The organism is Thalassotalea marina, assembly GCF_014656435.1.
Classification (GTDB): Bacteria; Pseudomonadota; Gammaproteobacteria; order Enterobacterales; family Alteromonadaceae; genus Thalassotalea_C; species Thalassotalea_C marina.
Map to the genome: position 1 here is coordinate 132653 of NZ_BNCK01000008.1, position 24124 is coordinate 156776.

Here is a 24124-nt window from a genome sequence, read left to right on the forward strand (position 1 = left end):
TATATATAATTGCTTTGATTTAGGCAATCAAATATAGTTGCCTTTATATTTGGCAATTATATTTAGTTGCTTTTTTAGGTGTTAGAAATAGTTAAATGACGATGGTAGATATAATAAATAAGCTTAAACATTTACTTGAAGATGATTCAATAGCGTTATCGCATCAAGTTCAGTCATTGTGGAGTGGCTATGGACAGATACTTCGTATTTTTAGCCATAAACAGGCAAAACATTTCATCGTAAAAGTGGTTGCACCACCTGATCAAGTTAATCATCCCAGAGGTTGGAACTCTTTAGTTGGCCATCAACGAAAGCTTAAATCCTACCAAGTAGAAGCTCATTTTTATCAAGAGTACGCACAATCGACAGATATTTATCATAAAGTGCCAAAGCTTATCGCGAGTTTAAACGACAGAGAATACACTTTGTTAGTTATGGAAGACTTGGATGAGAATGGCTACGATCTTCGATATGATAAAGGCTGTTGGGACACATTTACCCGTGCAGTAAAATGGCTTGCCTATTTTCATGCAAACTTTATCGGCAATGATGGGCAAGGGCTTTGGCCAATTGGCAGCTACTGGCACTTAGCAACTCGTCAAGATGAATGGCAAGGCATGCCAGAAAGTGAATATAAAACACAAGCGAGCAACATTGATAATAAATTGAATCAAGCACAGTTTTTAACCTTGATCCATGGTGATGCTAAATTTGCTAATTTATGCTTTCAAACAGCAGGGGATAGAGTCGCTGCTGTTGATTTTCAATATGTCGGTAAAGGAGTAGGGGTAAAAGATCTGGCTTACCTTGCTGGTAGTTGTTTTTCTAATCAGCAACTTTATCAATATGATGATCAAATACTTGATATCTACCTATCATGTCTTAAAGAAGCGCTAATACACTACAACAAGCGCATAGATATGGGTGCCTTATCACAAGAATATACCGAGTTATATCCTATTGCTTGGGCTGACTTTTATCGCTTTTTATTGGGATGGAACCCAGAGAGCTGGAAAGTTTGTCATTTTATGAAAGAAAAATCAGCACAAGGGCTGGCACTGCTTTAATCTGTGATAGTTGCTTCACGTCGATACTGCTTAAGTAAACGCTTAACACTTTGGCGAAACATAGCATCTGCGGTTTCAAAGGTGACAGTGTGTTGAGTAATGGCGTGCCCTAAATACAGGCTATACAGTTCATAGGCAATGACATGGCTTTTAGCATCGGGAATTAATAAATCATGCTCAATACAGCGTTGAATGCGATGGCGTAAATAGTCAATTAGCCTGTTTTGTTGATCAATCACAAAAGTACGCACTGGAGAGTCTGGACGATTTTGAAATTCTACAACCGCTTTGATAAAGGGACAGCTGATCAAATAATCATTAAACATCTCACTGGTCCAATTCGCCCAATTGTCGAGTAGTGCTTCTACATGTTCTAAATGGTTTTCACGCCAAGCAGGTTTAATCACGCGGTCAATGTAGAGATCTTCACCAAATTGCAAAATCGCAATTTGCATATCTTCTTTGTTTTTAAAGTGTGAAATAACGCCAGTTCGCGACATATTACACAGTTTAGAGACTTGACCTATAGTGATATCAGCCAAGCCAAATTTACTGCTAAAGATGATGCTTTGTTTTAAAATTTCTTTGCGAGTGCGTTCGCCTTTATTGCTCAAGAAGCCAGTACCCGAGTAATTGAATCAATAACCTTAGTATCCCCTAAAATTTTGCTGTGACCAAGTCCTTCAGTAGTAATAACTTTGTCATGACCTTGGATAAACTGTTTAAGGTGCTCGAATGGCGCAAAGCGATCGTTTAAATCATGAACAAAAGTGACGTCCATTCCCAGTTTATTGCGTTGGTTTTCTGATTTTAACTGATGCCATGTTCGGCCATATGCACCGCTAACTTGTTCCAATACTCGGATCAATAATCGCCTAGAAATACCCACTTGCTCAACTTTTTCAAACATCAGATCAAAAAATTGCACAGGGGATGAGATCAAGACAATTTTTTTATTGTCTAGTGACGCTTCAGGCAAGTTCAATGTCGCGATAGCGCCCATGGAATGCGCGACAATAGCGCTAACCTTAATGCGTTCTAGCTCAAAGTGTTCAAGTAAGATTTCCATGGTTTCAATAAAACTTAATAGGTGAGCTTTGTTACCGGTTGATTTGCCATGGCCAATGTGATCAACGGCGGCAACCATATATCCTTGTTCGGTCAACGATTGAATGAGACGTTCAAAACTGTAGCTGTTATCTCCCCAACCATGAGTTAAGACAATGACCTCTCTGCTTGAGCCAAATAAGTTCACATGTGCAGTACCCATAGAGGTGACTAAGTTAAGCTCATGTCTCGGTTCAATTTGCTTAAATTGATAGCGACGTCTGCCATGTGGGTTTAACAGCAATTGTTTACCTACAAGCGTACTTAATTTCGGTGCTAACTTGGCAAAAGCTGCTGTTATGGCAAGCCCTAGCTGCGTAATACCAAACTTTTGTTGTTTACCGTGAAAATAATTAAATTTCATTTTGAGCATCCACTTTTTTAAAAATAGTACACTTGTACTTTTATTAAAATAGAACAAGTGTACTTTTATGTAAAGAAGAAAATTTAATCAAGGCAAATAATGGGATAAAAATTAGGTATAAAAAAAGCCAGATTAACTGGCTTTTGGTGTGAATTTTTCGGCGTTGAGTAAGTGGTCGCCGTGGGCTGACTTTGTTTTTAAGTAACAGAGGTTATCTTGTTTCACATAAGTGCCGGTGCGCTCGTCGGCAACTAATTCAAAGTTAGCTGCTAGGGCAGCGATTTTTTTCGGATTATTGGTGATCAAGGTTAAACGTTGCACTTTTAATGCTTTTAACATGTGTACGGCGTCTGAATATTCACGCTCGTCTTCACCAAAACCTAATGCTTTGTTCGCTTGATAGGTGTTCATGCCTTGAGACTGTAGCTCGTAAGCGTCTAACTTGTTGTATAAACCAATGCCACGGCCTTCTTGACGAAGGTACAACAAAATACCACCTTCTTTTGACATGCGCTCAATGGTTTCATCTAGCTGATCACCACAGTCACAACGTGAAGAATGGAATACATCACCCGTTAAACATTCCGAGTGCATACGGACTAAAGGAGCTGTTTGTGTTTGATCTGCTTGTTTAAAAATAATGGCGATATGTTCGTTGCCAGTAGTAAATTGTTTAAACGTGACAATTTCAGCAGGAATATTACCTTGCTTGCCAACATGTAGAGAAACTCTAGAACGTATATCGGTCATTGTGAATTTGCCTTATCAAAACTACAGCGAAGCGCGCATTTTACCTGTTATTGTTAACAACATCTATCATGATATGGAAATTATTAGATTCTTATTTGTGACAAATTCTATACAGTTGTTTTTAGTGGGGCTAGATTTCTAAAGGAATACCATGCAAAATCGTCCGGCTTTTGCTGGGGGATAGTATGAATATAAGTGATGTAGAAAGAGATGCGTTATACAAGGTCATTTATGCACGACGAGATGTGCGCAGGGAGTTTTTAGATAAACCCATCGCTGACGATGTTTTAGCGCGTATTTTATCGGCAGGTCATCACGCTCCCAGTGTTGGCTTTATGCAGCCCTGGGATTTTATTTTGGTGACAGAGCAAGCGACTAAACAAGCCATTAAACAGGGCTTTGATCTTGCCAATGCAGAATCAGCAGCACAGTTTTCTGAAGATAAACGCGCGGCATATCAAAACATTAAACTTGAAGGCATTGTTGAATCGCCATTAGGGATTTGTGTTACTTGTGATAGACAACGCAATGGCCCCGTTGTTATTGGGCGTACTATTAAACCAGAAATGGATTTGTATAGTACAGTTTGTGCTATTCAAAACATGTGGTTAGCGGCGCGCGCTGAAAATATCGGCTTGGGTTGGGTTAGCATTATTCACGACCAAGTGCTGCGAGATACGTTAGCCATTCCAGATCACATCGATATTATTGGCTACTTGTGTTTAGGGTATGTCTCTAAATTTAAAAGCAAACCTGAGCTGGAAGAGTTTGGTTGGCTACCAAGAGAAAATCTAGAGCGTTTAATTCATAAAGAAAAGTGGTCAGTAAAAAACGATTAGTTGCAATGTGTTGTTTTTATTTGTAATTTGATGCTAGTTTTTAATTACATGCTAAGGAAAGCACATGGCTATAAAGTTCTTTACCTATTTGTTATTAGCGTTGTTGCTAAATATGCCAAGGTTATTACAAGCGAATGAAATAAACCTTGATAACTGGTTAGAGTGGGACTCAAGAGAAAATACAACATTACCTTTTTCATCCAACTCAACGCGTTTCCCTCCTGTACATCTTTATGCACAAGGTGATGTCTTAAAAGGGGCGATAGCGACTCCTTTTGCCTTTAGTGGTGTCAATAATAACATTATTAATGATTTCCTAGTGGAAGTTATAGATAGCAAAGGCCAATCACATTTTTTATCTGCTCAGCCGCAAACAGTGGGGTTTGTTGATGATGTTGGCATTGGCCTAGCGATGTTGGAGTCAAAAGGTTTTGTCGATGGCAAGGTGAGTGTTCAATTATATCTACGCAATACGCCAGAAAATCAACAAGCCTTAGCTGAAAGACAAAATAAGCTAGCTCAAAGAGAAAAGAAAATCGCTGAACAGATAAAAAAATTAGCGCTGCCAAAACCAATAGTTAATAAAACATGGTCATTGGATGCAAAAACGTTATCAGGGCAACATATCGATGATTTAGTAAAGACGACGCCATGGACGATTTTCCAAGTGTATAGTGATGGGTGTGGCTTTTGTCGCAAGGCGATTCCTGCAATAAATGCGCTGCACCAGCAAGAAAAGTTTACTGTCATTGGTATTGCAGGTGCCGCTGATATAGACAGCTTTAAAACACATATTGAACAAAGTGAGATCGCATACCCTTTTGTTATATATCAAGGTGAAGTGGCTGATTCTGCTTTAACTCGTGTGCTTGCTAATCTAGGAACACCTACTTATTTAATCGTCGATAACCAGAAAAAATTATTGGGTGTGTATGCAGGTAAATATGAATTTGAAGCGTGGTTAAAAACGGTAAAATAATGTACAAAAAATAGGGTGATACCAATTGGTATAAGCCACTACTCATAATAAGCAATATATGATGGCGACAAACTGCTTCTTTTGTGTTGATGCGGTAGGTCGCCTTTTTTTATGCTTTTTAATTGAATAGAAAAATTTATTCATCGATCACTAGAAATTTTTTACCAGTAAATTATACTGTAAATATATACAGGTGATTTGAATCATGAATAAGTTAATCGATATATTGCAACATCAGCATTTAGTGTGGCAGGGCTCCAAAAAAGCAACGGTTAGTGTGGGTGAATCTAGCGGTTATCAAACCTTGGATGAACAGCTTGCCGGTGGTTTTACTCAGGGGGTGACTGAAATACAAAGTGAGCCAGGTATTGGTGAGCTGCGTTTGTTGTTACCTTTGCTTAAACAAGCCTTTTCACAAGAACGCTTAGTGGTGTTTATCGCGCCGCAGGGTATTGTCAGTGCTCAAGCATTGGCGGCTCAAGGCTTTGAATTGGATAAAGTCTTGATTGTCTACCCCGATGATCAGCAACAAGCATTGTGGGCGGCAGAGCAATGTTTACGCAGTGGTGCTTGTCATAGTGTGGTGATGTGGCTAAACCAAGCACTGGAAGTACACCAAATTAAACGTTTACAAGTTGCCAGTCATACAGGTAACAGCCATCAGTTTATTTTGCGGGTAAATAAAGCGGAATCTTTGTCATTGCCTTTTGATTTAAGCATGTCGCTACAAGCACATGAACAAGGCGTTTTAGCGCGTATTAATAAACGCAAACAAGGGTGGCCGTCAGGCGATTTTACCATAGGCATGGCTGATTATTGGCCGGCACTTACTGTACAGGCAAGGCCAGATAACGTGGTGCACTTTCCTAAGGTGAAAGTGAGTTAAGTATGACGCTGTGGCTTTATTTGCATTTTCCATCATTACAGTTAGACGCTTTATTTCGACAACCCGATGTTGGCATAAAGCCATTAATTATTGTTGATGAAAAGCGCAATGAAGTGGTGCAACTCAGTCAGCTAGCAATTGATGAAGGCATTCGTGTGGGGATGGGCTTAGGTAGCGCATCATCTTTGTGTAGTGAGCTAAAAGTACTGCCTTATCAGCAACAGGTGGAAAGTCGCTTGTTAAAACGCATTGCTCACTGGTTATATTCGGTGACGGCCGATATTGCTTTATATCCACCTAATGGCTTGTTGCTCAGGGTGTCAAACATGTTAACCCTGCATCAAAATTTAAATAGTTATTGGCAGCATCTTGCTCAGCACTTAAATCGCTTGGCGCTGAGTTATCACTACGCGACGGGCTATTCGCCTTATGCCGCCAGAATGTTAGCGCGACAACGATTAGATCACATTTGTGCGGATCAGCATTATTTACAGCAAAAAATAGCGGAACAACCGCTGATTTGTGCCGATCTTGAGCCTAAAGTGATCAATCACTTAGCGAAAGTTGGCGTTCATTGTTTTGACGATTTACTATCACTAAGCTTACCCGCATTATCAAAACGCTTTAACATTGAGGTCGTCAATTATATTGGTCGGCTGACAGGGCAATTGCAACATCCGGTTAATTTTTATATTCCACCTGAACACTTCGAGCAATATTTGGAGCTTTATTATGAAGTGTCTAATCTACAGTATTTGGAAAAGCCGTTATTAAAACTTTATCAACTACTTGATCGCTACCTTAGGCTCAAAGATAAGTTAGCTGCAGAGGTATTGCTTGTGCTACATCAGCGCGATAGTGACGATTTAAGTTTTAGTGTGACCGCGGCACAAGGCGAGTATCGTGCCGATAAGTGGAAGCAGTTGACACAATTGTCTTTAGAATCGATAAAGCTTAATGCGCCTGTGATCGCCATCACTTTAAAAGTGACACGAACACTCAATAAATACGCACAGCGTGTTGATTTATTTAAAGGCTCTCAGGGCAGTTTGTCATCTTCTGAGTTAGTATCGATTTTATCGGCCAAGTTGGGTAAAGATAAAATTAAAGGGCTGCAGATAGCACATGATGACCGCCCTGAAGTTGCCAATCAGTTAACTGCACCTTTTTCTGTACAGGCAAAAATCCTAAAAAGTGAGCTATTACGCCCAAGCTTATTGTTGCCAACTCCCGTTCCGCCGACAGAAGCGATTCAAATCGTCTCTTGCCCAGAGCGTGTAGTCACCGGCTGGTGGGATGATCACCCTGTTGTTCGAGATTACTTTATTGGCCGAAGTGAAACCGGGCGTTGGTTGTGGTTATTTAAAGACAAAAACCAACAGTGGTTTATTCACGGAATGTTTAGTTGATGCAATACGCTGAATTATTTTGCCAAAGTAACTTTTCGTTTTTACAAGGGGCATCACATCCTGAAGAATTAGCGATCCAAGCTAACTTTTTAGGCTATCAAGCCATTGCCATTACGGATGAATGTTCAGTCGCTGGTGTGGTGCGAGCACATAGCGCAATAAAAGAACATGAGCTGGCGATTAAGCTTATTGTTGGCAGTATGTTTTGGCTTAATGATGAATTACAGGTGATTTTATTGTGCCCACACCGCAAGGCATATGCCGAGCTTTGTCGTGTTATCACCAATGCAAGAAGACGTAGCGAAAAAGGTGATTACGCCTTACAAGAATGGGATTTAATGTCGGTCAAACATTGTTTTGTTATTTGGCTACCAACAGGGAATGTAAGTGATGAGCACTGGGGGCTGTGGTTAACCAAGTACCATAGGCCTCGTTTATGGCTAGGTATGCAGCGGCGTTTATTGCATAACGATCAAACTTATATTCAGCATAATGTTGCGTTAGCTAAACAGTTTGAATTACCTATTTGTGCCTGTGGCGGTGTATTGTTTCATCATGCTAATCGCTTAGAGTTACAGCACACTCTCACGGCGATTAAAGCTGGAGTGCCGATTGCTGATTTAGGACATCAGCGTTTATCTAATGCTGAACGAACGCTACGCTCAACAACAAAGTTGAGTAAGTTATTTAAGCATGAGTGGTTAATGCAAGCTTGTTATATTGCTAGCCAATGCACCTTTAATTTAGCTGAACTTAAGTACGAATATCCCGCAGAGTTAGTCCCTAACCATAAAACGCCAATAGCGCATTTACGAGAGCTAGTGGCAAAAGGTATTAACATTCGTTTTCCTGACGGCATACCAAGTGACATTGAACGCACGATTGAAAAAGAGCTGACTCTGATAGAAGAGTTGAATTACCCCTATTATTTTCTCACCATTCACGATGTGGTGATGTTTGCTAAACAGCAAGGCATTTTGTATCAGGGTAGAGGCTCAGCGGCAAACTCTATCGTGTGTTACTGCTTAGAAATCACTTCGGTAGATCCTCGGCAAATTAATGTATTGTTTGAGCGTTTTATCAGTAAAGAGCGTGATGAACCACCTGATATCGATGTAGATTTTGAACATGAACGTCGCGAAGAGGTTATTCAGTATATCTATCAAAAATATGGTAGAGAACGTACTGCAATTGCTGCAACGGTGATCAGCTATCGTTTAAAAAGCGCGATACGTGAAGTGGGTAAAGCGCTGGGCATCAATATCACCCAGTTAGAGTTTTTTATTAAAAACATTAACCGCCGCGACCGAGGGCTTGATTGGCAATCGCAAGTGGTGGAATTAGGGTTAAATCCTGACTCGAGCAAAGGCCAACAGTTTATTCATTTAGTGAATGAAATAAAGGGCTTTCCACGGCACTTATCTCAACATGTTGGCGGCTTTGTGATTTCAGCAGGCGCTTTGTATGAATTGGTGCCAGTAGAAAACGCCAGTATGCCAGAACGTACCGTTATTCAGTGGGATAAAGACGATTTAGAATCGCTAGGCTTATTAAAAGTTGATGTTTTAGCCTTGGGCATGTTAAGTGCCATTCGTAAATGCTTTACTTTGGTAGAGCAGCACTATCAACGTGAATTGAGTATTGCCTCAATTACCCGCTTACAAGGCGACCCTGATGTCTACGCTATGATCCAACAAGCAGATACCGTTGGTTTGTTTCAAATAGAATCTCGCGCTCAAATGAGCATGTTACCTCGTCTGAAACCTAAGTGTTATTATGACTTAGTCATTCAAATTGCTATTGTGCGCCCTGGGCCAATACAAGGGGATATGGTACATCCTTTTTTAAAAAGGCGAGACGGCCTTGAGCCTGTTGAATATCCGTCAGAGGAAGTTAAAAGCGTGCTTGAGCGCACCTTAGGTGTCCCTATTTTTCAGGAGCAGGTGATTAAACTTGCCATGGTAGCTGCTGGCTTTACAGGCGGTGAGGCCGATCAGCTAAGACGCGCGATGGCCAGTTGGAAAAAAAACGGCAAGCTCATGCAGTTTAAAACCAAGTTGATCAACGGCATGCAGGCGCGTGGTTATCAGGTAGCGTTTGCTGAACAAATATTTAATCAAATATTAGGTTTTGGCGAATATGGTTTTCCAGAGAGCCATTCGGCGTCTTTTGCCGTATTAGCTTATGTGTCAGCATGGCTTAAGTATTATTATCCAGCGTTGTTTTATACTTCGTTATTAAATAGTTTACCTATGGGGTTTTATTCCCCGTCACAACTGATACAAGACGCTAAACGGCATGACATTAAGGTGTTACCTGTGTGTGTGAATGAATCATACTATGATCATCAAGTGGTTGATGATGAAGGTAATAAAGCGATACGACTAGGTTTACGCATTATTAATGGCTTTGCCCAGCAGGCGGCTAAACAATTATTACAGCAGAGGCCCAAGCAAGGTTTTGAGTCAGTGAATCAGGTAAAACAACTCGGTCTTAACCGCTATGCCATGGAACAGTTGGCCAGTGCCGATGCCTTTCATCGCATTGCAGGTAATCGCTACCAAACACGTTGGAAAATTATGGATACAGAGCAAAATATGCCGTTGTTTGCCGTTCATGAAGGGCAGCAAGAGGCATTTTATTTTGCGCCAAGTGATATTGATACCCTGAGTGAAGATTACGCCTCAACGGGGTTATCGTTAAATAAACACCCGATCACCTTGCTTGATGAAGCGGGCAAGTTAACCAAGTTTACACGTATGACAGAATTAAAAGATAAAGCACACAAATCATTGGTCACTGTGGTCGGTGTTGTGACCGGAAAACAAGCGCCAGGTACTGCCTCTGGCGTAACGTTTATGACCTTAGAAGACGATACCGGCAATATCAATGTCGTGGTATGGTCGGCAACCTCTAGAGCGCAAAAACAGCCTTACATGACAGCTAAAATTTTAAAAGTAAAAGGTATGTTAGAGCGCGAAGGGGAAGTGACACATGTGATCGCTGGTAAATTGATTGACTTAACAGACGAACTGGCTACCTTAAAAACAACATCACGGGATTTTCATTAATGTTTAATCGACGCAGTAATCACAGAAAAAACAGACCGTATTCCATTAAAAAAACGGGTATAAAAGATGAAAATATCGATAGGCAAATCATCGCCATTCATCGCGCCATTGCCGAAAAGCTACTCGCTGATCATTCGCTTGCTGTGCAAGTGAAAGAAAAGTTAGAACAACAGCGAGAAGAAAAAACCATACGTTACAGCCACTACATTAACTGGATCAGTATATTAGAGCTCATTGACCAACCAGAGGTATTTTTGCAGGGGATGACAGAAGATACACCCTACATGCGTAAAATCAGACGCAAAACGCCATTTGTTGGCATTTTAACAGAAGAAGAACGCCAAGCGGCGATTGAAAAAGACGCGCTAGGTGTCATCGACTCTGTCAGTGTATTGTTGTAATTTATTGTAATTAAATCGCGCTTTAACATACTAATACCAATGCATTACACAATTGACTAAAGATTTAATGCCATTGGTGCAAAAATGTTGGATACAAAGATATATGTTACTACTTAGTTTGTTACCTTATTTTTTCTAGATTCTTTTCCTAAATAACAAAAGTGAGCTGATAAATGCTTAAATCATCGTTAAATAACGACTCATATTACATCGTCATTGGGGCGATATTTTTTATGTTTTTACTTTTTAATTTTCTTGAATCTTTTACTAGCTCTGCTCAAGTTGAAGAAAATACTCGTTTAGCTACGCAGCAATGCGGAGAAGGTAATATAAAGTCTGTTTCTACCGAATCTTTCACCTGCAAAAATTAAAGGCGCTTTAATTGAGCCATTTATAAAACTTATAATAATGAAAAAGGATTGAAGTTTATGACAACAGAAAACAACAGTGAAAAACAAGAAAGTACTGATGTTACTGAGTTAAATAAAGCAAAAAATGAAACTGTGACCACTGAATTACATTTTGATTTATTAAAACAATATGCTTGGTTTTCGTCTGCCGTGATCGGCGCACTAATTATTCTAATTCAGTTAAAAGTGATTGAAATAGGACAAGATGTATATATTTCTATAGGACTATTAAGTTTGTCTATTATTTTTTCACTTACAGGGCAAGATTATCTTGTTGATTCATTACTAAAAGGAAAAAGTATTTACCAAATGTCTAAAATGTTGAAGTTTTTTAGAGGACTTTCTATGGGATGTCTTGGATTTGGATCAGGTTACTTTTTTGCAGGCATTTTTTTATAGAGAATAAAAGAAACAACTGTTTAGCATTACAAATGTTTCGATACAACACTATAACTTCTATAGGTGGGATTAAATAATGGATAATCAATACAAGATATCAGGACTTGCCTTTACCTTATATGGCGCACTATCAACGATAGTCTTTTTAGCTATTTATATTTTTGGCGGCATAACACTATCTGATACCAGTAAACTTCCTTTGCTCGTTTTATTGATGATAAACATTATGTTGGCAGTCAACTTTCTATGTTTCTTATGTGGTATCTATTTATTAAAACAAAATAAAACCGTGCATTCCATTGCAATGCCGCTCTCGGTTATTTTGTTGTTGAGCATTCCTTTTGGCACCATAGTTGGGAGCCTTTATTTAATAGAAAGATTTAGAAAAGTTTAAATATTGTTCGTCGGCTGCTAGAAATTATATAGCCGCCGAAATTTTAACTGTTATTCATTTAAAGGTATTTGAAGAACCAACCCTGCTGTTGATATCAACTTGTACTCTGCCATTATGGCTAAATACAAACACACTATCGCGCTCTATTGTCATGCTATTTAGTACATCCTCTATGATCAAATATTATCGGTGATATACCGAGAGCAGTCGTATCGATAGCGTTAAATGAGCAATAACCACAACCAAGTAACATTGTGGTTATTGCTTTCTTCAATTAGCAGTATTTCTTATACAAACTTGAGGCTAAATAATAAGTTTTGCAGCGTATGGTAACTAAAGTAAAAAATAAAAATATTAAAGAGTGTGTTCTCATAATCTTATTGGTAACTGCTTGTTCAAATGCACTGTTAAGAGTCAATTTTCGTTCTTAAAATTGAAATGAAAAAGGCTAAAAAATCGAATTTTGTTCTGTTGTGATGATTGTTAAGCTATGTCTAAATAAACCAACAGAGTAGAAAAATGAACGTCATTAACGTGATTAAAAGTATGGCAACCAGTGATGGAGACGGTGTTAAAATATCACGAGTTGCTGATTTCTCAGGGCAACACCTTGACCCTTTTTTAATGATTGATGAGTTAAAGTCTGACGATCAAGCCGATTTTATTGGTGGCTTCCCGCCTCATCCTCACCGTGGTATTGAAACCTTTACCTACATGATCAAAGGTGGCTTTGAACATAAAGATCAATTAGGTAACCGAAAAGTGATTTCATCAGGCGATGTACAATGGATGAGTACTGGCTATGGTGTAGTTCACTCTGAAATGCCGGTGGCAACAGAAGAGGGGATGCATGGCTTTCAAATATGGGTCAATATGCCAGCCAAAGATAAGCTGCGTCCAGCAATTTATCAAGACTCCGTCGATACCCCTTTGCCAGTTCAGGTTAATGAATTCGGTGCGCAGTTAAAAGCACTGGCAGGACAGTGGCAATTTGCAGGTAAAACAGTCACCTCCCCGTTAACCCAACTTTCGGCAAATGCGGCAATTGCAGATCTAACCTTGCCTAAAAACAGTTCTGCCACGCTTGATTGTCAGCTTAATGAACAAATTTTAGTGTATGTGCATACTGGTCAAGTTAATGGCTTTAGCGCGGGTCAACTACTGGTTATTGAACCAAGGTCTATACTTGAGCTTTCGGCTCAAGAGGAAGCAGGAATGCTTATTTTTACAGGCAGTAGAATTAACGAGCAAGTTGCACATATGGGACCGTTTGTCATGAATACTCAAGCAGAGCTAAGGCAAGCCATTGATGATTATCGGGCAGGAAAATTTGGCGAAATTCCAGTAGGTTAATAAGGAGAATAACATGGGGTTATTGGTAGAAGGTAAGTGGCAAGATAAATGGTACGACACAAAAAAAAGTGACGGAAAGTTTGAACGTGAGCAAGCGCAACTACGTCATTGGGTAACGAAAGATGGCGAAGCTGGACTAACTGGCAATAGCGGCTTTAAAGCGGAATCTGGGCGTTATCATTTGTATGTGTCATTGGCTTGTCCATGGGCACATCGAACATTAATTTTTAGGAAACTAAAGGGGCTGGAAAAGCATATTTCTGTCTCAGTTGTTAGCCCTGATATGATGGAAAATGGTTGGACTTTTGATACCAATAATCACAGCTCAGGTGATCATCTGTTTGATAGTCAATACATGTATCAGGTGTATTTGAAAAACAATGAAAATTACACTGGACGAGTGACTGTGCCTGTACTTTGGGATAAACAGCAACAGTGTATTGTAAATAATGAGTCGGCAGAAATTATTCGTATGTTTAACTCGGCGTTTAATGATATTACGGGCAATCAAAAAGACTTTTATCCAGCTCATTTACGTGAAGAGATTGATGAGTTAAATGCTTTTATTTACGACCATATCAATAATGGCGTTTACAAAACTGGTTTTGCAACATCACAAACAGCATACCAAGACGCTTACGACAAATTATTTGATGCCTTAGATGAGATTAATGCTCGATTAGCAGGCAAGAGATATTTAATGGGTGATGTAGTTACCGAAGCTGACTGGCGATTATTTACGACGTTAATTCGTTTTGATGCAGTGTATGTTGGACACTTTAAATGTAATAAAAAGCCTATAGAGCAATTTAGCCAATTAGCTGACTACGTGCGTGATTTATATCAAATTGCCGGCGTTGCCGAAACAGTCGACTTTTACCATATTAAGCGCCATTACTATTTTAGCCATACCATGATAAATCCTACTCAGGTTGTGCCAAAAGGTCCTGCGATAGACTATTCAACACCACACTTTAGGGAAGAAGTTTAATGTAGGCAGTTATTGCTATGTGATGTGATTTTTAATTCTTCTAATTCTTTTTTGTAGAATACTGTAAGATAAAAATCTATTTTTTATTCTGCTTAGGCGATTGATACCGTTTTTCTAAGCTTATAAAAGGAAATGGCATGTTAAAAATCACATTAGAGCAGTGGCGCATGTTTAAAGCTGTTGTTGATTTTGGTGGCTTTAACCAGGCATCTGCTGGTGTTCACAAGAGTCAGTCGAGTATCCACAATGCGGTGCAAAAAATTGAACATGCACTTGATGTTAAGCTTTTTCGTATCGAAGGGCGAAAAACACTACTTACCGAAGCGGGTAAATTGATGTTAAGACGTGTTGATTCCCTGCTTGACGAGGCAGCAAGGGTAGAGGCGGTTGGTATCACTTTGGCAGAGGGTGTAGAGTCTAGGCTTAGAATTGCTGTAGATGAGATCTTTCCACAACATTTGTTGTATAAAGTGTTGGATAAAGTATCGGGTGAGTTTCCGCTATTACATATTGAATTGATTGAGTCTGTATTAAGTGGCTCAACAGAACTGTTAGAAAATGCCGAAGTGGACATCGCAATTTCTCCTTTCCCTGTTAGCGGTATGTTTAGTGAGGAGCTTTGTGATATTGAGTTTCTTGGCGTGGCGAGTCCCGATCATTTACTGCATAGTTCAGAAAAAACAATAAGCTTTGAACAGTTAAAATCACATCGCCAAATTGTCGTAAGAGATTCTGCTCATGGAAAAAATCACGATCAAGGTTGGTTAGACGCTGAGCAACGTTGGACAGTGAGCCACATGAAGACTTCAATAGAAATGATCAAAAGTGGATTTGGTTTTGCGTGGTTACCCGTACCATTAATTGAACACGAACTATTAACCGGCAAACTAAAACCTTTAACGCTTAATAATGGGTTAAAGCGAACTGCAAAATTGCACTTATTATTTGATGATGGTGATTTGCTTGGCCCAGCCGCGAGAACGTTTCTCGGTGAATTACGCTACCAGTGTATGTATTTAGCCACGTCTGACGAAACGTTAAAATAAAATAGGAAGGAAAATGATACGTTCACGATTTCATTTGGCGTTCAACGTTAACGATATTGAATCAACACGCAAATTTTATATAGATATTTTAGGTTGCCAAGCAGGGCAAAGTACCGATGAGTGGCTAGACTTTAATTTTTTTGGTCATCAAGTGTCTGCTCATGTTGGCGTTATTGCTGCTACAACGCAAGGTCAAGTTGATGATTTAACTGTACCGACGCCGCATTTTGGTTGTTTGTTAACTGAGCAAGACTTTAGCGCGCTGATCGCGAGCATAGATGAAAATAACCTTCCATACATGTATGCGCCACAAATAAGGTATGCTGGCAAAAAATATGAACAAAAAAACTTCTTTATAAAAGATTTTTCAGGCAATGTGCTTGAATTTAAGTGTTATAAACACGACGATGCCGTGTTTATGTAAACGAGTGAAATAAAACGTTAGTACATTTTGAATTTATTAAAAATATCAGCTGCCTAACGTAGTAAAAACGCCAACAGCAAGCTCAAGCCAAATGTATATAAACAACAAAAATAGACCAGCACCTACTAATACTCGTTTATTTTTAGGGACTCGGCGAGAGCTAAAGACAAATAAACTGGAAAAGCCAAAAATTAGTAATCCCATGACAATATAGTCAAAAATTTTCCAGTCAACTTCAGCAGTAATTTGTGAAGCGGTAAACGGAATAAGTAACAGCCCACAGGTTGCTAAAGCAAGTAAAATGTATATGTTGTTTATTGAGCGCATTGTCGTTCTCCTATTTAAAGATCAATATAGCACGTGATGAACTATTGTGTAGAGCAAATAAAATAAACGTCCATGTCTATTGATTTTGGTTCATACGCCAAAACGGCTAAAAGTATTTTAACCAACGAATATCTTTGCGTCGTTGTTTCAGTTTTCCGAACCATTTAGTGGCAAAATAAAGTGGCACTATCATCAATACAAATAACAGCCATAGCCAACCTAGGTGGTCAAAACCAAAATATTTGCCCTGATTTTTCCCCCAGATATTGACGCATAACAAATAGGTGATGCCAATGATATAAAGGTGAGAAATGTAAAAAAACATCGGCGCTGAGCCAAAATCTAACAAGATTTTAGTTAACTTGCTTTGTTGTCGCTGTTCAAACCATACCAGTAATACAAAGCCGATAGAAAGTGTAAACAAGGTAAATAGTAAAGAAGGTGGGTACTTAGTGAGTGCAAAAAAGCTCATCAAAGTAATCCCAAAATGCTCTCCGACAAACCAAGGGGCATCACCATAAAGGTTGCTCATGCGGATCAATATAAAACAAACCATAAAACCGCCACTTAACTTCAATAACTGTTTTTGTCTTGACTGCGCAGATATAACAGGATTAAAGCAGCAACCCAATAAATAACCGAGCAACATTATGCCGGGCCAAGGTATTAATGGGTAGCTTGTTCTGGCGCTAAGAGAATCAGTAATTTGTAACCAATCTCGCTGATGAAGAATGGCCCATATGGTGTGAAAAGTATGTTCTGAGGGTAATTGAATGCTATCAAGCGCATTGTGTCCAGCGATCAACGTGATTGCCAAACCCCATTGCACTTTTTTGGGTAAATAAATTAAGGCTGACATTAACATCATGCTCAAGCCAATCACCCAGATAACTTGTAAATATAATTTACTCGGTGGAATGCTACCAGTCCATGCAACGCTAATAACTGTTAGTTCGAGTAGAACAAGAATTGCGCCTCGTTTGAATAAAAACTTAGCCACTTCTTGTTTAGTATGGTGCAAGCCATAAAGGTATGCTGAAAGGCCAGTTAACAATACAAAAATAGGTGCACATAAAGAACTTAGTAAACGCAACAGGAATAGGGCAGGTTCAGTAACGTTAACATTAACAGGATCAGCTACTTGGACATGTAAATAAAACATATCCCTTAAATGATCGATTAACATAAAGACAATAACCAAGCCGCGCAGAGCATCTATGCTTGCTAAACGTTTATTTACATTAATTGTTGATTCAACAGTTGAATGGTTTTGCCATGAACTTGTGACGGTTTGCGTAGTCACGTTTTCTCCATTATTTAATTAGTTAGGTTTATTTTGTGTGATGTTATAACATCTTTATTGGTTTGTTGCATTAGAATAAGTGCTACAAAAAATAACCTAAGTTTTAAGGTGTTATACCAATTGGATTAGGTGGTAAAAAGTTTATTAACGGGGAAGCGGAGTTATCTCAGTGATAAATTGATTGTCACTGACATAACTTTCATATAGAAAAGTTTTAATAGAAAAGTTCGTAAGATTTGTGACTCAAATCCATAGTTTGGCGACTACAGCGACAAAACATTTTGCTTTATTCTTTTTGAAATACCAAAAATCGATTATTCGCAGGCATCGCAATATCGTGTTTTAATGTTAATTTTTGCTGATTGGCCAGTTTAACAATCGCTTCTATATCTCTAATACCACTTTGTGCGTCTCTTTCTTTAAGCCATAAATCAAACTCGGCATTGCTTGGGCTGGTAAAACGTCCTTGATAATTAAAGGGGCCATAAACAAACAGTAGGCCGTGAGTGGGCAGTAATTCGGAGACGCTAGTAAAAAAATGTTCAACCAAAGTCCATGAGACAATATGTAAGGTGTTCGCGCTGTAAACGACAGAAACTGCTTTATTTGCCAACAATGGACGCGTGCTAGTTAACCAATCTTGGCTTAAATCTAGTTCAAGTGGGCCACAAATATTTGCCAGAGTCGACTCTTTAAATCGCTGCGTTAAATGGGGGTGATTAATGGCTAAATCAGCGCTAAACCAAGTAATATTAGGCAGTTTTTTCGCAAAATAAACCGCGTGTTGCCCTGTACCTGAGCCGACTTCTAAAATACTTTCTTCACCGTTAAGGAAAGTTGCAAGTTGTTCCAATATTGGTTGTTGATTATTTTCACATGCTTGAGAAAAGGGAAGTTCCATCATATTCGTACGGCTATTTAAAAGGTAGGTGCGTTCGGCACTGTTTGGCATAGCTTAACATATCTATTTGCTCTTGTTGGCAGTAAGCGCGAATAGCACTACGAAAACCTGTATCTTTGATCCAATGGAATGATTTGAGTACAACAGGTTCAAACCCTCTTGCCAATTTATGTTCTCCTTGAGTACCTGGATTAAAGTGTTTTAAACCGTGTTCAATACAATACTCAATACCTTGGTAATAACAAAGCTCAAAATGTAAATTATTAACATGGTTACTACAGTCCCAATAGCGACCATAAAGATTATTTTCATCAGTAAAAAATAAAGCGCATGCAACGTCGTTATTGTCTTTATTGGCAAAAACAAACAGCATCTGTTGGCCTTGTAATCGGCATATTTGCTGAAAAAATTCCAACGTTAAATGTGGTTGATGATTTCGCGCTAAGTAAGTTTGTTGATAAACCTGATAAAAATACTGCAACTCTGCTGTCGATATATCACACCCTTTGACACGACGTATTGTTATTTTTTGTTCGGTGATACTTCGCCTTTCTTTAAGTACTTGTTTACGTTTTCGAGAATTAAAAAAGCTGAGATAGTGTTCAAAAGAGTGGTAATTCTTATTGTGCCAATGAAACTGCACGCTATAACGCGTATAAACATTGAGTTGAGCTAATTGTTGTTCATCAATTGTGATGTCAGATGCAAATAAAAAGTGCCAACTATTTAGCTCGGATTGCTGACAGATGGCTGTTAACGATGAAAACAGTTCAGTTATGTGCAATGTATCACTAAGTAACTTTAGAGTAGGTACAGGGGTAAACGGAATAGCGACCAGAAGTTTAGGATAGTAATCAATGTTATAGCGTTCATATGCTTCCGCCCAAGCCCAATCAAACACATATTCACCCCACGAGTGCGACTTAACATACATGGGAAGTAACGCATGTATGTTGTGCTTATCATGTAGCTTTAAGTGGTATGGAAACCAGCCAGTATTGGCATGCACACTTTTGCTGCTCTCAAGTGCAGATAAAAATGAGTGTTGAATAAAAGGGCTACTATTTTTTGACAAAAAGCGCTGCCAGTCATGCGCTGATATATCGTCAATAGAAGGTAAAATGGAAAGTTGCACGTTGGTTATGTCACTTTAGACGTGGTATATCACAAAATACTATCACCTAATCTGGCAAAATTCTCTATAAGCCTTATAGCTACTAAGGGCAGGGGCTAACTTGTACTTTCAGTTTGGGTTGCGAATAAACCAATGGAAGTTTATCAAAAGAAAATTCGACCGGGTTTACATGACCCAAAGAAAATCGAGCAAAATCATAACCAGATAACTCACCATGAGAAAAGGCTTCGTTTAAGGCAATAATTTCTTGTTTAGATAACTTACTAAAGACATTAATGTTTTGATGCATTTGACCATCTGACAATAGTTTATCTTGATAATCACGTAACATAACAAGTGCATAAGCCCCAAGCGCCATATGGCCACCGTAAGATACATCAAGTGGGAACAAGCTAGTGTGCAAATCACCATTTATCCCACCTATGGTAATCGGGTAGTTAATTTTTGCTTCAATTGTTGCTCTTTTAGCGCCATAAGCCATAGGGTCATTTGCGGCCCATATAATATCGATAGGCACACGTTTTAACAGACCTGATGTCTTGGCATATGCTTGTGGTTCTGACCAGTTGGCAACAACTACATCGACTAATTCAATGTTTTTATGTTTTGATAAACTGTCCATTAATCCCTGATGACGTTCATTTGACGCAGCAGTGGCGTAATCACCTTTAAAGGCCAACATGTACAATCTTGGCTTGGCGGTTTTTCTCAGGTGTGTGGTGATCAGTGAATCGGCGAGTTTTTCTCCTACCGCGCGGTTGTTAGGAATTAAGCTGCCGATAATATTTGCTTTTTCGGCTTCGGAAAATGCGTTTATTTCATTTTCGTCAAAGGTGTTTAGCAGCATAAAAATAGGGACATTTAATGGTGCTAATTCTTTTACCATCTGCACCGCTTTGCCTTTTTCATTAACCAGAATAACAAAGTCGGGATCTTGTTTTTTCACTTCTTTGGTAAGCTGAGCCATAAAAATATGGTTTCTGTCAGCGTAAAAGGTGGTGAGATTTATGTCGAGATCTTCGGATGCCGCTTCCATAAAAAGACTTACTTTAGACCAAAACGTTCCTGTAGCATTATCAGATTGATGCCCAGGATTGATAAATACAACGTTAAGAGTGTCAGCTAAAGCAGTCCATGAAATAAGCGATAAACCCAATAACAGTTTGAGTAATGTACATTTCATTGTTTAAGCATAGTGCATTTTTATTTTTAGGTGAAGCGTCTAATTTGCATGTGATATGCCAAATTAATAGCACGTTGGCGAATTGCTTCGCCAACGTGCTTATTTTTCAATATTACAAATGAGGTGATATCACCTGAACTATTGCCTGTGCAAAGTCTCGCTGGTGATTAATGCCTAACTCATTAAGTTTAGTATCTTTTAATGCACAGTTATGTGGTCTGGGGGCGCTTTGATCTGGCTCTAATTGGGCTTCAAATGTCTTAGTGTTGATGCCTAAATGTTCTGCAATAAGGCAGGCTATGTCAAACTTGGTCATCGATTGATTACCTGATATATGAAAAATACCACTGGATTTGGCCACAGGCAGCGCTATCAAGTCTTTAATAGTTAACGCAATATCTTCAACATGTGTTGGAAACCTAATCGCCCAATGATCATGTTTAGTTGCCTTGTTTTCAATAAGTTGCTTTGCAATAACCGTAACGGCAGATTCGGCTAAATACTCAACTTCGCCATACAAAACCGGTACACGAATAATGGTATGGTTCGAGGATACGGATAAAATTGCTTGTTCAGCCGCGGCTTTACTTTGACCGTAAAAATTGAGCGGTGCCGTAGCGGCCGATTCTAAATACGGTGGTGAAGTACCATCAAATACATAATCAGTACTGATAAAAAATAAACGAATGCCTAATGAAGTACACAGGCTGGCAAGTTGGCGGCTGACATCTACGTTTAGTGCCAGTGTTTGGTGTTGATCAAATTCGCATTTATCGGGACGCCTTTCAGCTGCAGCATGAACAACAACATCGGGTTTTTCCTGGTTAAGTAGTTGCTCAATCTGTTGTTTGTCGCATAAATCAAGGGATATTAGTGGTGGTTTCGCTCGAGAAAAACCAGTCCCTATTACATGGTGTGAACTTTTTAACGTATTCATTAATGCGCGACCAAGTAGACCTGTCGCGCCTGTGACCATTATTTTTGCCATTGCAATCTATTTTTGCTGATGTTTTTGTCATCATACTAAAACTTAATGGTCTTTGTGAATATTTAAGCAAATATCGCAACGACTTGTTTTGCAATGGCAATTAGCTGACCTTGTTCGTTCCAAAACTTTGCTTCTTCATGGCCATAGCCGTTTTGAATATGATGTGCAGTTGTTTCACTGGCTAACCAGCTATTAGGCTCGACAATGGCTTGTGGGTTAATAAATTCGATATCCCAACTCATAGTGCTCGCAGGTGCAGGTAGTCTTAATAATTGAAACATAGTTGGTGGCCAGGCGTCCATTAAGGCAATTAGGTAAGCTATGTTCATTGAATTTGGTGCTTTAGAAAACTTAGACCAACCGTGAATAATAGCATCTTCATTTTTGGTAAAAGCCAAATTGCCTTTCTCAAACACATAATCAAAATGTTGGATAAATTTAGGGACAAGCTTTGGGATTTGTGGAATAAATTTGGGGCTTTTAGGTGGTTTTAGTGAATGCCGACTTTGGTCAATATGGTGAAGTTTAGAGTCTCTATTTACGCCAAAACATACCTGAACCATAGTGGCCACTTGCTCTTGTTGAGAAACCTTTGCCACAATTTGGCTAACATTTTTGCCAGTGCGCAAAAGTTCTGCTTCAACAATAACAGGCTGTTCAGCATCAATAGGGCCAATGAAGTTACAGTGAAAAGCTCGTACATAGCGTTCATCTTCAATCAAGTTTTCAGCTGCTTGATAAGCAAGTGCTGCTGATAATCCGCCATACAAGGTTCTACCTTGAGTCCAACTCAATGGTACCATTAGCTCGTATTGTTGTTGTTTGGTTTTAAACGCTGCAAAAACGTGGTCAATTGACATGCTGCTATCTCTACTGGTCAGATGAGTGTATCTTAGTCAATTTTAAAGAGCCTGAAAAGCACTGCGAGTCGAAATATGAAATGTTATGGTTAATTTCGCTACTCTATGTACCATTCCCATTAAATTTGCGTTATACGAAAAAGTTAGTATATTGGTTAAGATTTAAGTGATTGATACAAAAATAAATTAGGGAAGAGGCAAATGGCGAGCATTGTGATGAAGGTGGCGGGGCGGCAAGTTTTGAAACAATACCAAAAAACCAAAATTGTTTTGGCAGCAGCGCTTTGTGTGAGCCCAATTGTTAGTCACAGTGCTGAATTTACCGAACACCAGCAAAAACAAGTAATCGAAAATACGCTTCAATTATTGCAACACAGCATTTATTCAAAAGAACAAATAGCACAATTAGCAAGAGTATTGCGCACGAACTTGGTTGAGTTTAATTATGCTGGATATGAAGATAAAAACTTCTTTAGTCAAAAGTTATCCAAGGATATCGCTAAAAAGCTTGGCAGTGATGCGGTAACAATAAATATTGCTACTTCAAGTGATGCACCAAACACGAGTGTCAATGCATTAACTGTTCAATACGGGCAAGGTGATGTTGCTATTGTAGACCTTGATTTAAACGCAACCAATCAAGCAATAGATAAAATGTTTAAAGATATTGAAAAAAGTGATGCACTTATTTTCGATTTGCGTGGAAATGACGGTGGTACCCTCAACGCCATGCGTTATCTTTCTGGCTATTTATTTAACGCTAAAGTGCCTTTAGCTATATTCAGAAATAGTAATCAAGAAACGGTGTTAACGGTTGAGTCAGATCCTAAAATTGCAGGTAAACCCCGACCCGAGTTACCTCTTTTTATTTTAACCAATACAACTACCTCAGGAGTTGCAGAATCTTTTGCGTTAGCTATGCAGCAGCAGCGTCTCGCCTATGTTGTTGGTGAAAATACCGCCGGTGAAGTGAACCTTAAAAAAACTAACACAGTATTTTCAGATATTGAGGTGAGTTATCCAGTGTCAACGGTAATTGAACCTAAGAGTCAATTTGCGATAGAAGGCATAGGCATAACCCCTAACTTACCTGTGGTTTCTATACTTTCATTAAAACAAGCTCATGAATTAGCAAAGGTCTCTGCCGTTAAATACCGTGTTGCTCAAGACAGAGCTACGCCTGAAGAGCAGTATTCTCTGTATCGAGAAAATATTGAGTACGGGCAATGGCAATATGCCAAAGGCAAATGTTTAGTGAGTTATCGTGTTGCTGAACCGCGTTTTAATCAATCTACTGAAAAATATCAGTTTCCTTATCAAGTAAAATTTTATGGAAACGGAAAGTCAAAAGTCAGCTATGAGTTGGGTAATGGCTCAGGCAAGATGAACCAAACAGTACATTTTATTGATCGGGAAGATGTAAAATCTGGCATATCGATAGGTTTTAGTTCTCATTTACCATTAACAATAAAGCGCTGTAAAACGCTTTAAACAGATGAAGCATCGCTGACACGAGATGCTTCATTAAGTATTAGTT

Annotated in this window: 25 protein-coding genes; 15 read left to right on the forward strand and 10 right to left on the reverse strand. The window is 39.0% G+C overall.

Features of this window, described 5'->3' with window-relative positions; all coding sequences use genetic code 11:
- Positions 1 to 101: 101 nt before the first annotated feature.
- Positions 102 to 1067 (forward strand): phosphotransferase, encoded by a 966-nt coding sequence (locus IE199_RS16625; protein ID WP_189772819.1) that lies wholly within the window; start codon positions 102 to 104, stop codon positions 1065 to 1067.
- On the opposite strand, the gene IE199_RS16630 is transcribed toward IE199_RS16625, so the two are convergent.
- From IE199_RS16630 to ribA, 3 genes are all read right to left on the reverse strand, one after another.
- On the reverse strand, positions 1064 to 1681 hold the full coding sequence (locus IE199_RS16630) for a TetR/AcrR family transcriptional regulator (protein WP_189772821.1): 618 nt from the start codon (positions 1679 to 1681) through the stop codon (positions 1064 to 1066). The genes IE199_RS16625 and IE199_RS16630 overlap by 4 nt on opposite strands.
- A complete protein-coding gene (locus IE199_RS16635) occupies positions 1678 to 2538 on the reverse strand; it encodes an alpha/beta hydrolase (protein ID WP_189772823.1) in 861 nt (286 codons plus the stop codon). The genes IE199_RS16630 and IE199_RS16635 overlap by 4 nt, the downstream gene beginning before the upstream one ends.
- A 132-nt stretch (positions 2539 to 2670) precedes the next feature.
- Positions 2671 to 3288 carry a GTP cyclohydrolase II RibA gene (gene ribA, locus IE199_RS16640; RefSeq protein ID WP_189772825.1) on the reverse strand — a complete coding sequence of 206 codons (618 nt, stop codon included), beginning with the start codon at positions 3286 to 3288 and terminating at the stop codon, positions 2671 to 2673.
- Positions 3289 to 3473: 185 nt separating this feature from the next.
- Between ribA and bluB the strand changes: the two genes are divergently transcribed.
- The 13 genes from bluB (at position 3474) to IE199_RS16705 (ending at position 15890) form a co-directional block, all read left to right on the forward strand.
- Positions 3474 to 4127: a 5,6-dimethylbenzimidazole synthase gene (gene bluB / locus IE199_RS16645; RefSeq protein ID WP_189772827.1), complete on the forward strand. Its 654-nt coding sequence runs from the start codon at positions 3474 to 3476 to the stop codon at positions 4125 to 4127.
- A 64-nt stretch (positions 4128 to 4191) separates the two neighbouring features.
- Positions 4192 to 5106: a TlpA family protein disulfide reductase gene (locus IE199_RS16650; protein WP_189772829.1), complete on the forward strand. Its 915-nt coding sequence runs from the start codon at positions 4192 to 4194 to the stop codon at positions 5104 to 5106.
- Positions 5107 to 5311: 205 nt separating this feature from the next.
- Positions 5312 to 5992: a translesion DNA synthesis-associated protein ImuA gene (gene imuA / locus IE199_RS16655; protein ID WP_189772831.1), complete on the forward strand. Its 681-nt coding sequence runs from the start codon at positions 5312 to 5314 to the stop codon at positions 5990 to 5992.
- Positions 5993 to 5994: 2 nt separating this feature from the next.
- Positions 5995 to 7401, forward strand: a complete 1407-nt coding sequence (locus IE199_RS16660) for a Y-family DNA polymerase (RefSeq protein ID WP_189772833.1) — start codon at positions 5995 to 5997, stop codon at positions 7399 to 7401.
- Positions 7401 to 10472 carry an error-prone DNA polymerase gene (locus tag IE199_RS16665; RefSeq protein ID WP_189772835.1) on the forward strand — a complete coding sequence of 1024 codons (3072 nt, stop codon included), beginning with the start codon at positions 7401 to 7403 and terminating at the stop codon, positions 10470 to 10472. Before IE199_RS16660 ends, IE199_RS16665 begins: the two co-directional genes overlap by 1 nt.
- The gene (locus IE199_RS16670; RefSeq protein WP_189772837.1) at positions 10472 to 10873 is read left to right on the forward strand and encodes a hypothetical protein; all 402 of its coding nucleotides are present in this window, start codon (positions 10472 to 10474) and stop codon (positions 10871 to 10873) included. The genes IE199_RS16665 and IE199_RS16670 overlap by 1 nt, the downstream gene beginning before the upstream one ends.
- 173 nt (positions 10874 to 11046) lie before the next feature.
- Positions 11047 to 11244 (forward strand): hypothetical protein, encoded by a 198-nt coding sequence (locus IE199_RS16675; RefSeq protein WP_189772839.1) that lies wholly within the window; start codon positions 11047 to 11049, stop codon positions 11242 to 11244.
- Between the two features lie 57 nt (positions 11245 to 11301).
- A complete protein-coding gene (locus IE199_RS16680; RefSeq protein ID WP_189772841.1) occupies positions 11302 to 11682 on the forward strand; it encodes a hypothetical protein in 381 nt (126 codons plus the stop codon).
- Between the two features lie 76 nt (positions 11683 to 11758).
- Positions 11759 to 12076, forward strand: coding sequence for a hypothetical protein (locus IE199_RS16685; RefSeq protein WP_189772843.1), 318 nt, complete (start codon positions 11759 to 11761; stop codon positions 12074 to 12076).
- Between the two features lie 519 nt (positions 12077 to 12595).
- Positions 12596 to 13429 (forward strand): pirin family protein, encoded by an 834-nt coding sequence (locus IE199_RS16690; protein ID WP_189772846.1) that lies wholly within the window; start codon positions 12596 to 12598, stop codon positions 13427 to 13429.
- A gap of 13 nt (positions 13430 to 13442) precedes the next feature.
- The gene (locus tag IE199_RS16695; protein ID WP_189772848.1) at positions 13443 to 14420 is read left to right on the forward strand and encodes a glutathione S-transferase family protein; all 978 of its coding nucleotides are present in this window, start codon (positions 13443 to 13445) and stop codon (positions 14418 to 14420) included.
- Positions 14421 to 14557: 137 nt separating this feature from the next.
- Complete coding sequence (locus IE199_RS16700) at positions 14558 to 15466, forward strand: LysR family transcriptional regulator (RefSeq protein WP_189772850.1); 909 nt, start codon at positions 14558 to 14560, stop codon at positions 15464 to 15466.
- A 13-nt stretch (positions 15467 to 15479) separates the two neighbouring features.
- Complete coding sequence (locus tag IE199_RS16705; protein ID WP_189772852.1) at positions 15480 to 15890, forward strand: VOC family protein; 411 nt, start codon at positions 15480 to 15482, stop codon at positions 15888 to 15890.
- A gap of 45 nt (positions 15891 to 15935) precedes the next feature.
- Here IE199_RS16705 and IE199_RS16710 read toward each other — a convergent pair whose 3' ends face one another.
- The 7 genes from IE199_RS16710 to IE199_RS16740 all read right to left on the reverse strand — a co-directional run bounded on the left by IE199_RS16710 (position 15936) and on the right by IE199_RS16740 (position 22587).
- Positions 15936 to 16217: a hypothetical protein gene (locus IE199_RS16710; protein WP_189772854.1), complete on the reverse strand. Its 282-nt coding sequence runs from the start codon at positions 16215 to 16217 to the stop codon at positions 15936 to 15938.
- Positions 16218 to 16323: 106 nt separating this feature from the next.
- Positions 16324 to 17520, reverse strand: coding sequence for an acetyltransferase domain-containing protein (locus IE199_RS16715; protein WP_229854784.1), 1197 nt, complete (start codon positions 17518 to 17520; stop codon positions 16324 to 16326).
- A 286-nt stretch (positions 17521 to 17806) separates the two neighbouring features.
- Positions 17807 to 18421, reverse strand: a complete 615-nt coding sequence (locus tag IE199_RS16720) for a DUF938 domain-containing protein (protein WP_189773090.1) — start codon at positions 18419 to 18421, stop codon at positions 17807 to 17809.
- 13 nt (positions 18422 to 18434) lie between these two features.
- Positions 18435 to 19556 (reverse strand): GNAT family N-acetyltransferase, encoded by a 1122-nt coding sequence (locus IE199_RS16725; RefSeq protein ID WP_229854786.1) that lies wholly within the window; start codon positions 19554 to 19556, stop codon positions 18435 to 18437.
- 82 nt (positions 19557 to 19638) lie between these two features.
- Entirely contained in the window at positions 19639 to 20739 is a 1101-nt protein-coding gene (locus tag IE199_RS16730) for an ABC transporter substrate-binding protein (protein WP_189772855.1), read from the reverse strand.
- 112 nt (positions 20740 to 20851) lie between these two features.
- Complete coding sequence (locus IE199_RS16735) at positions 20852 to 21727, reverse strand: dTDP-4-dehydrorhamnose reductase family protein (protein WP_189772857.1); 876 nt, start codon at positions 21725 to 21727, stop codon at positions 20852 to 20854.
- A gap of 62 nt (positions 21728 to 21789) precedes the next feature.
- Positions 21790 to 22587 (reverse strand): acyl-CoA thioesterase, encoded by a 798-nt coding sequence (locus tag IE199_RS16740; protein WP_189772859.1) that lies wholly within the window; start codon positions 22585 to 22587, stop codon positions 21790 to 21792.
- 201 nt (positions 22588 to 22788) lie between these two features.
- On the opposite strand from IE199_RS16740, the gene IE199_RS16745 reads away from it, so the two are divergent.
- Positions 22789 to 24078: a S41 family peptidase gene (locus tag IE199_RS16745; RefSeq protein WP_189772861.1), complete on the forward strand. Its 1290-nt coding sequence runs from the start codon at positions 22789 to 22791 to the stop codon at positions 24076 to 24078.
- Positions 24079 to 24124: the final 46 nt, after the last annotated feature.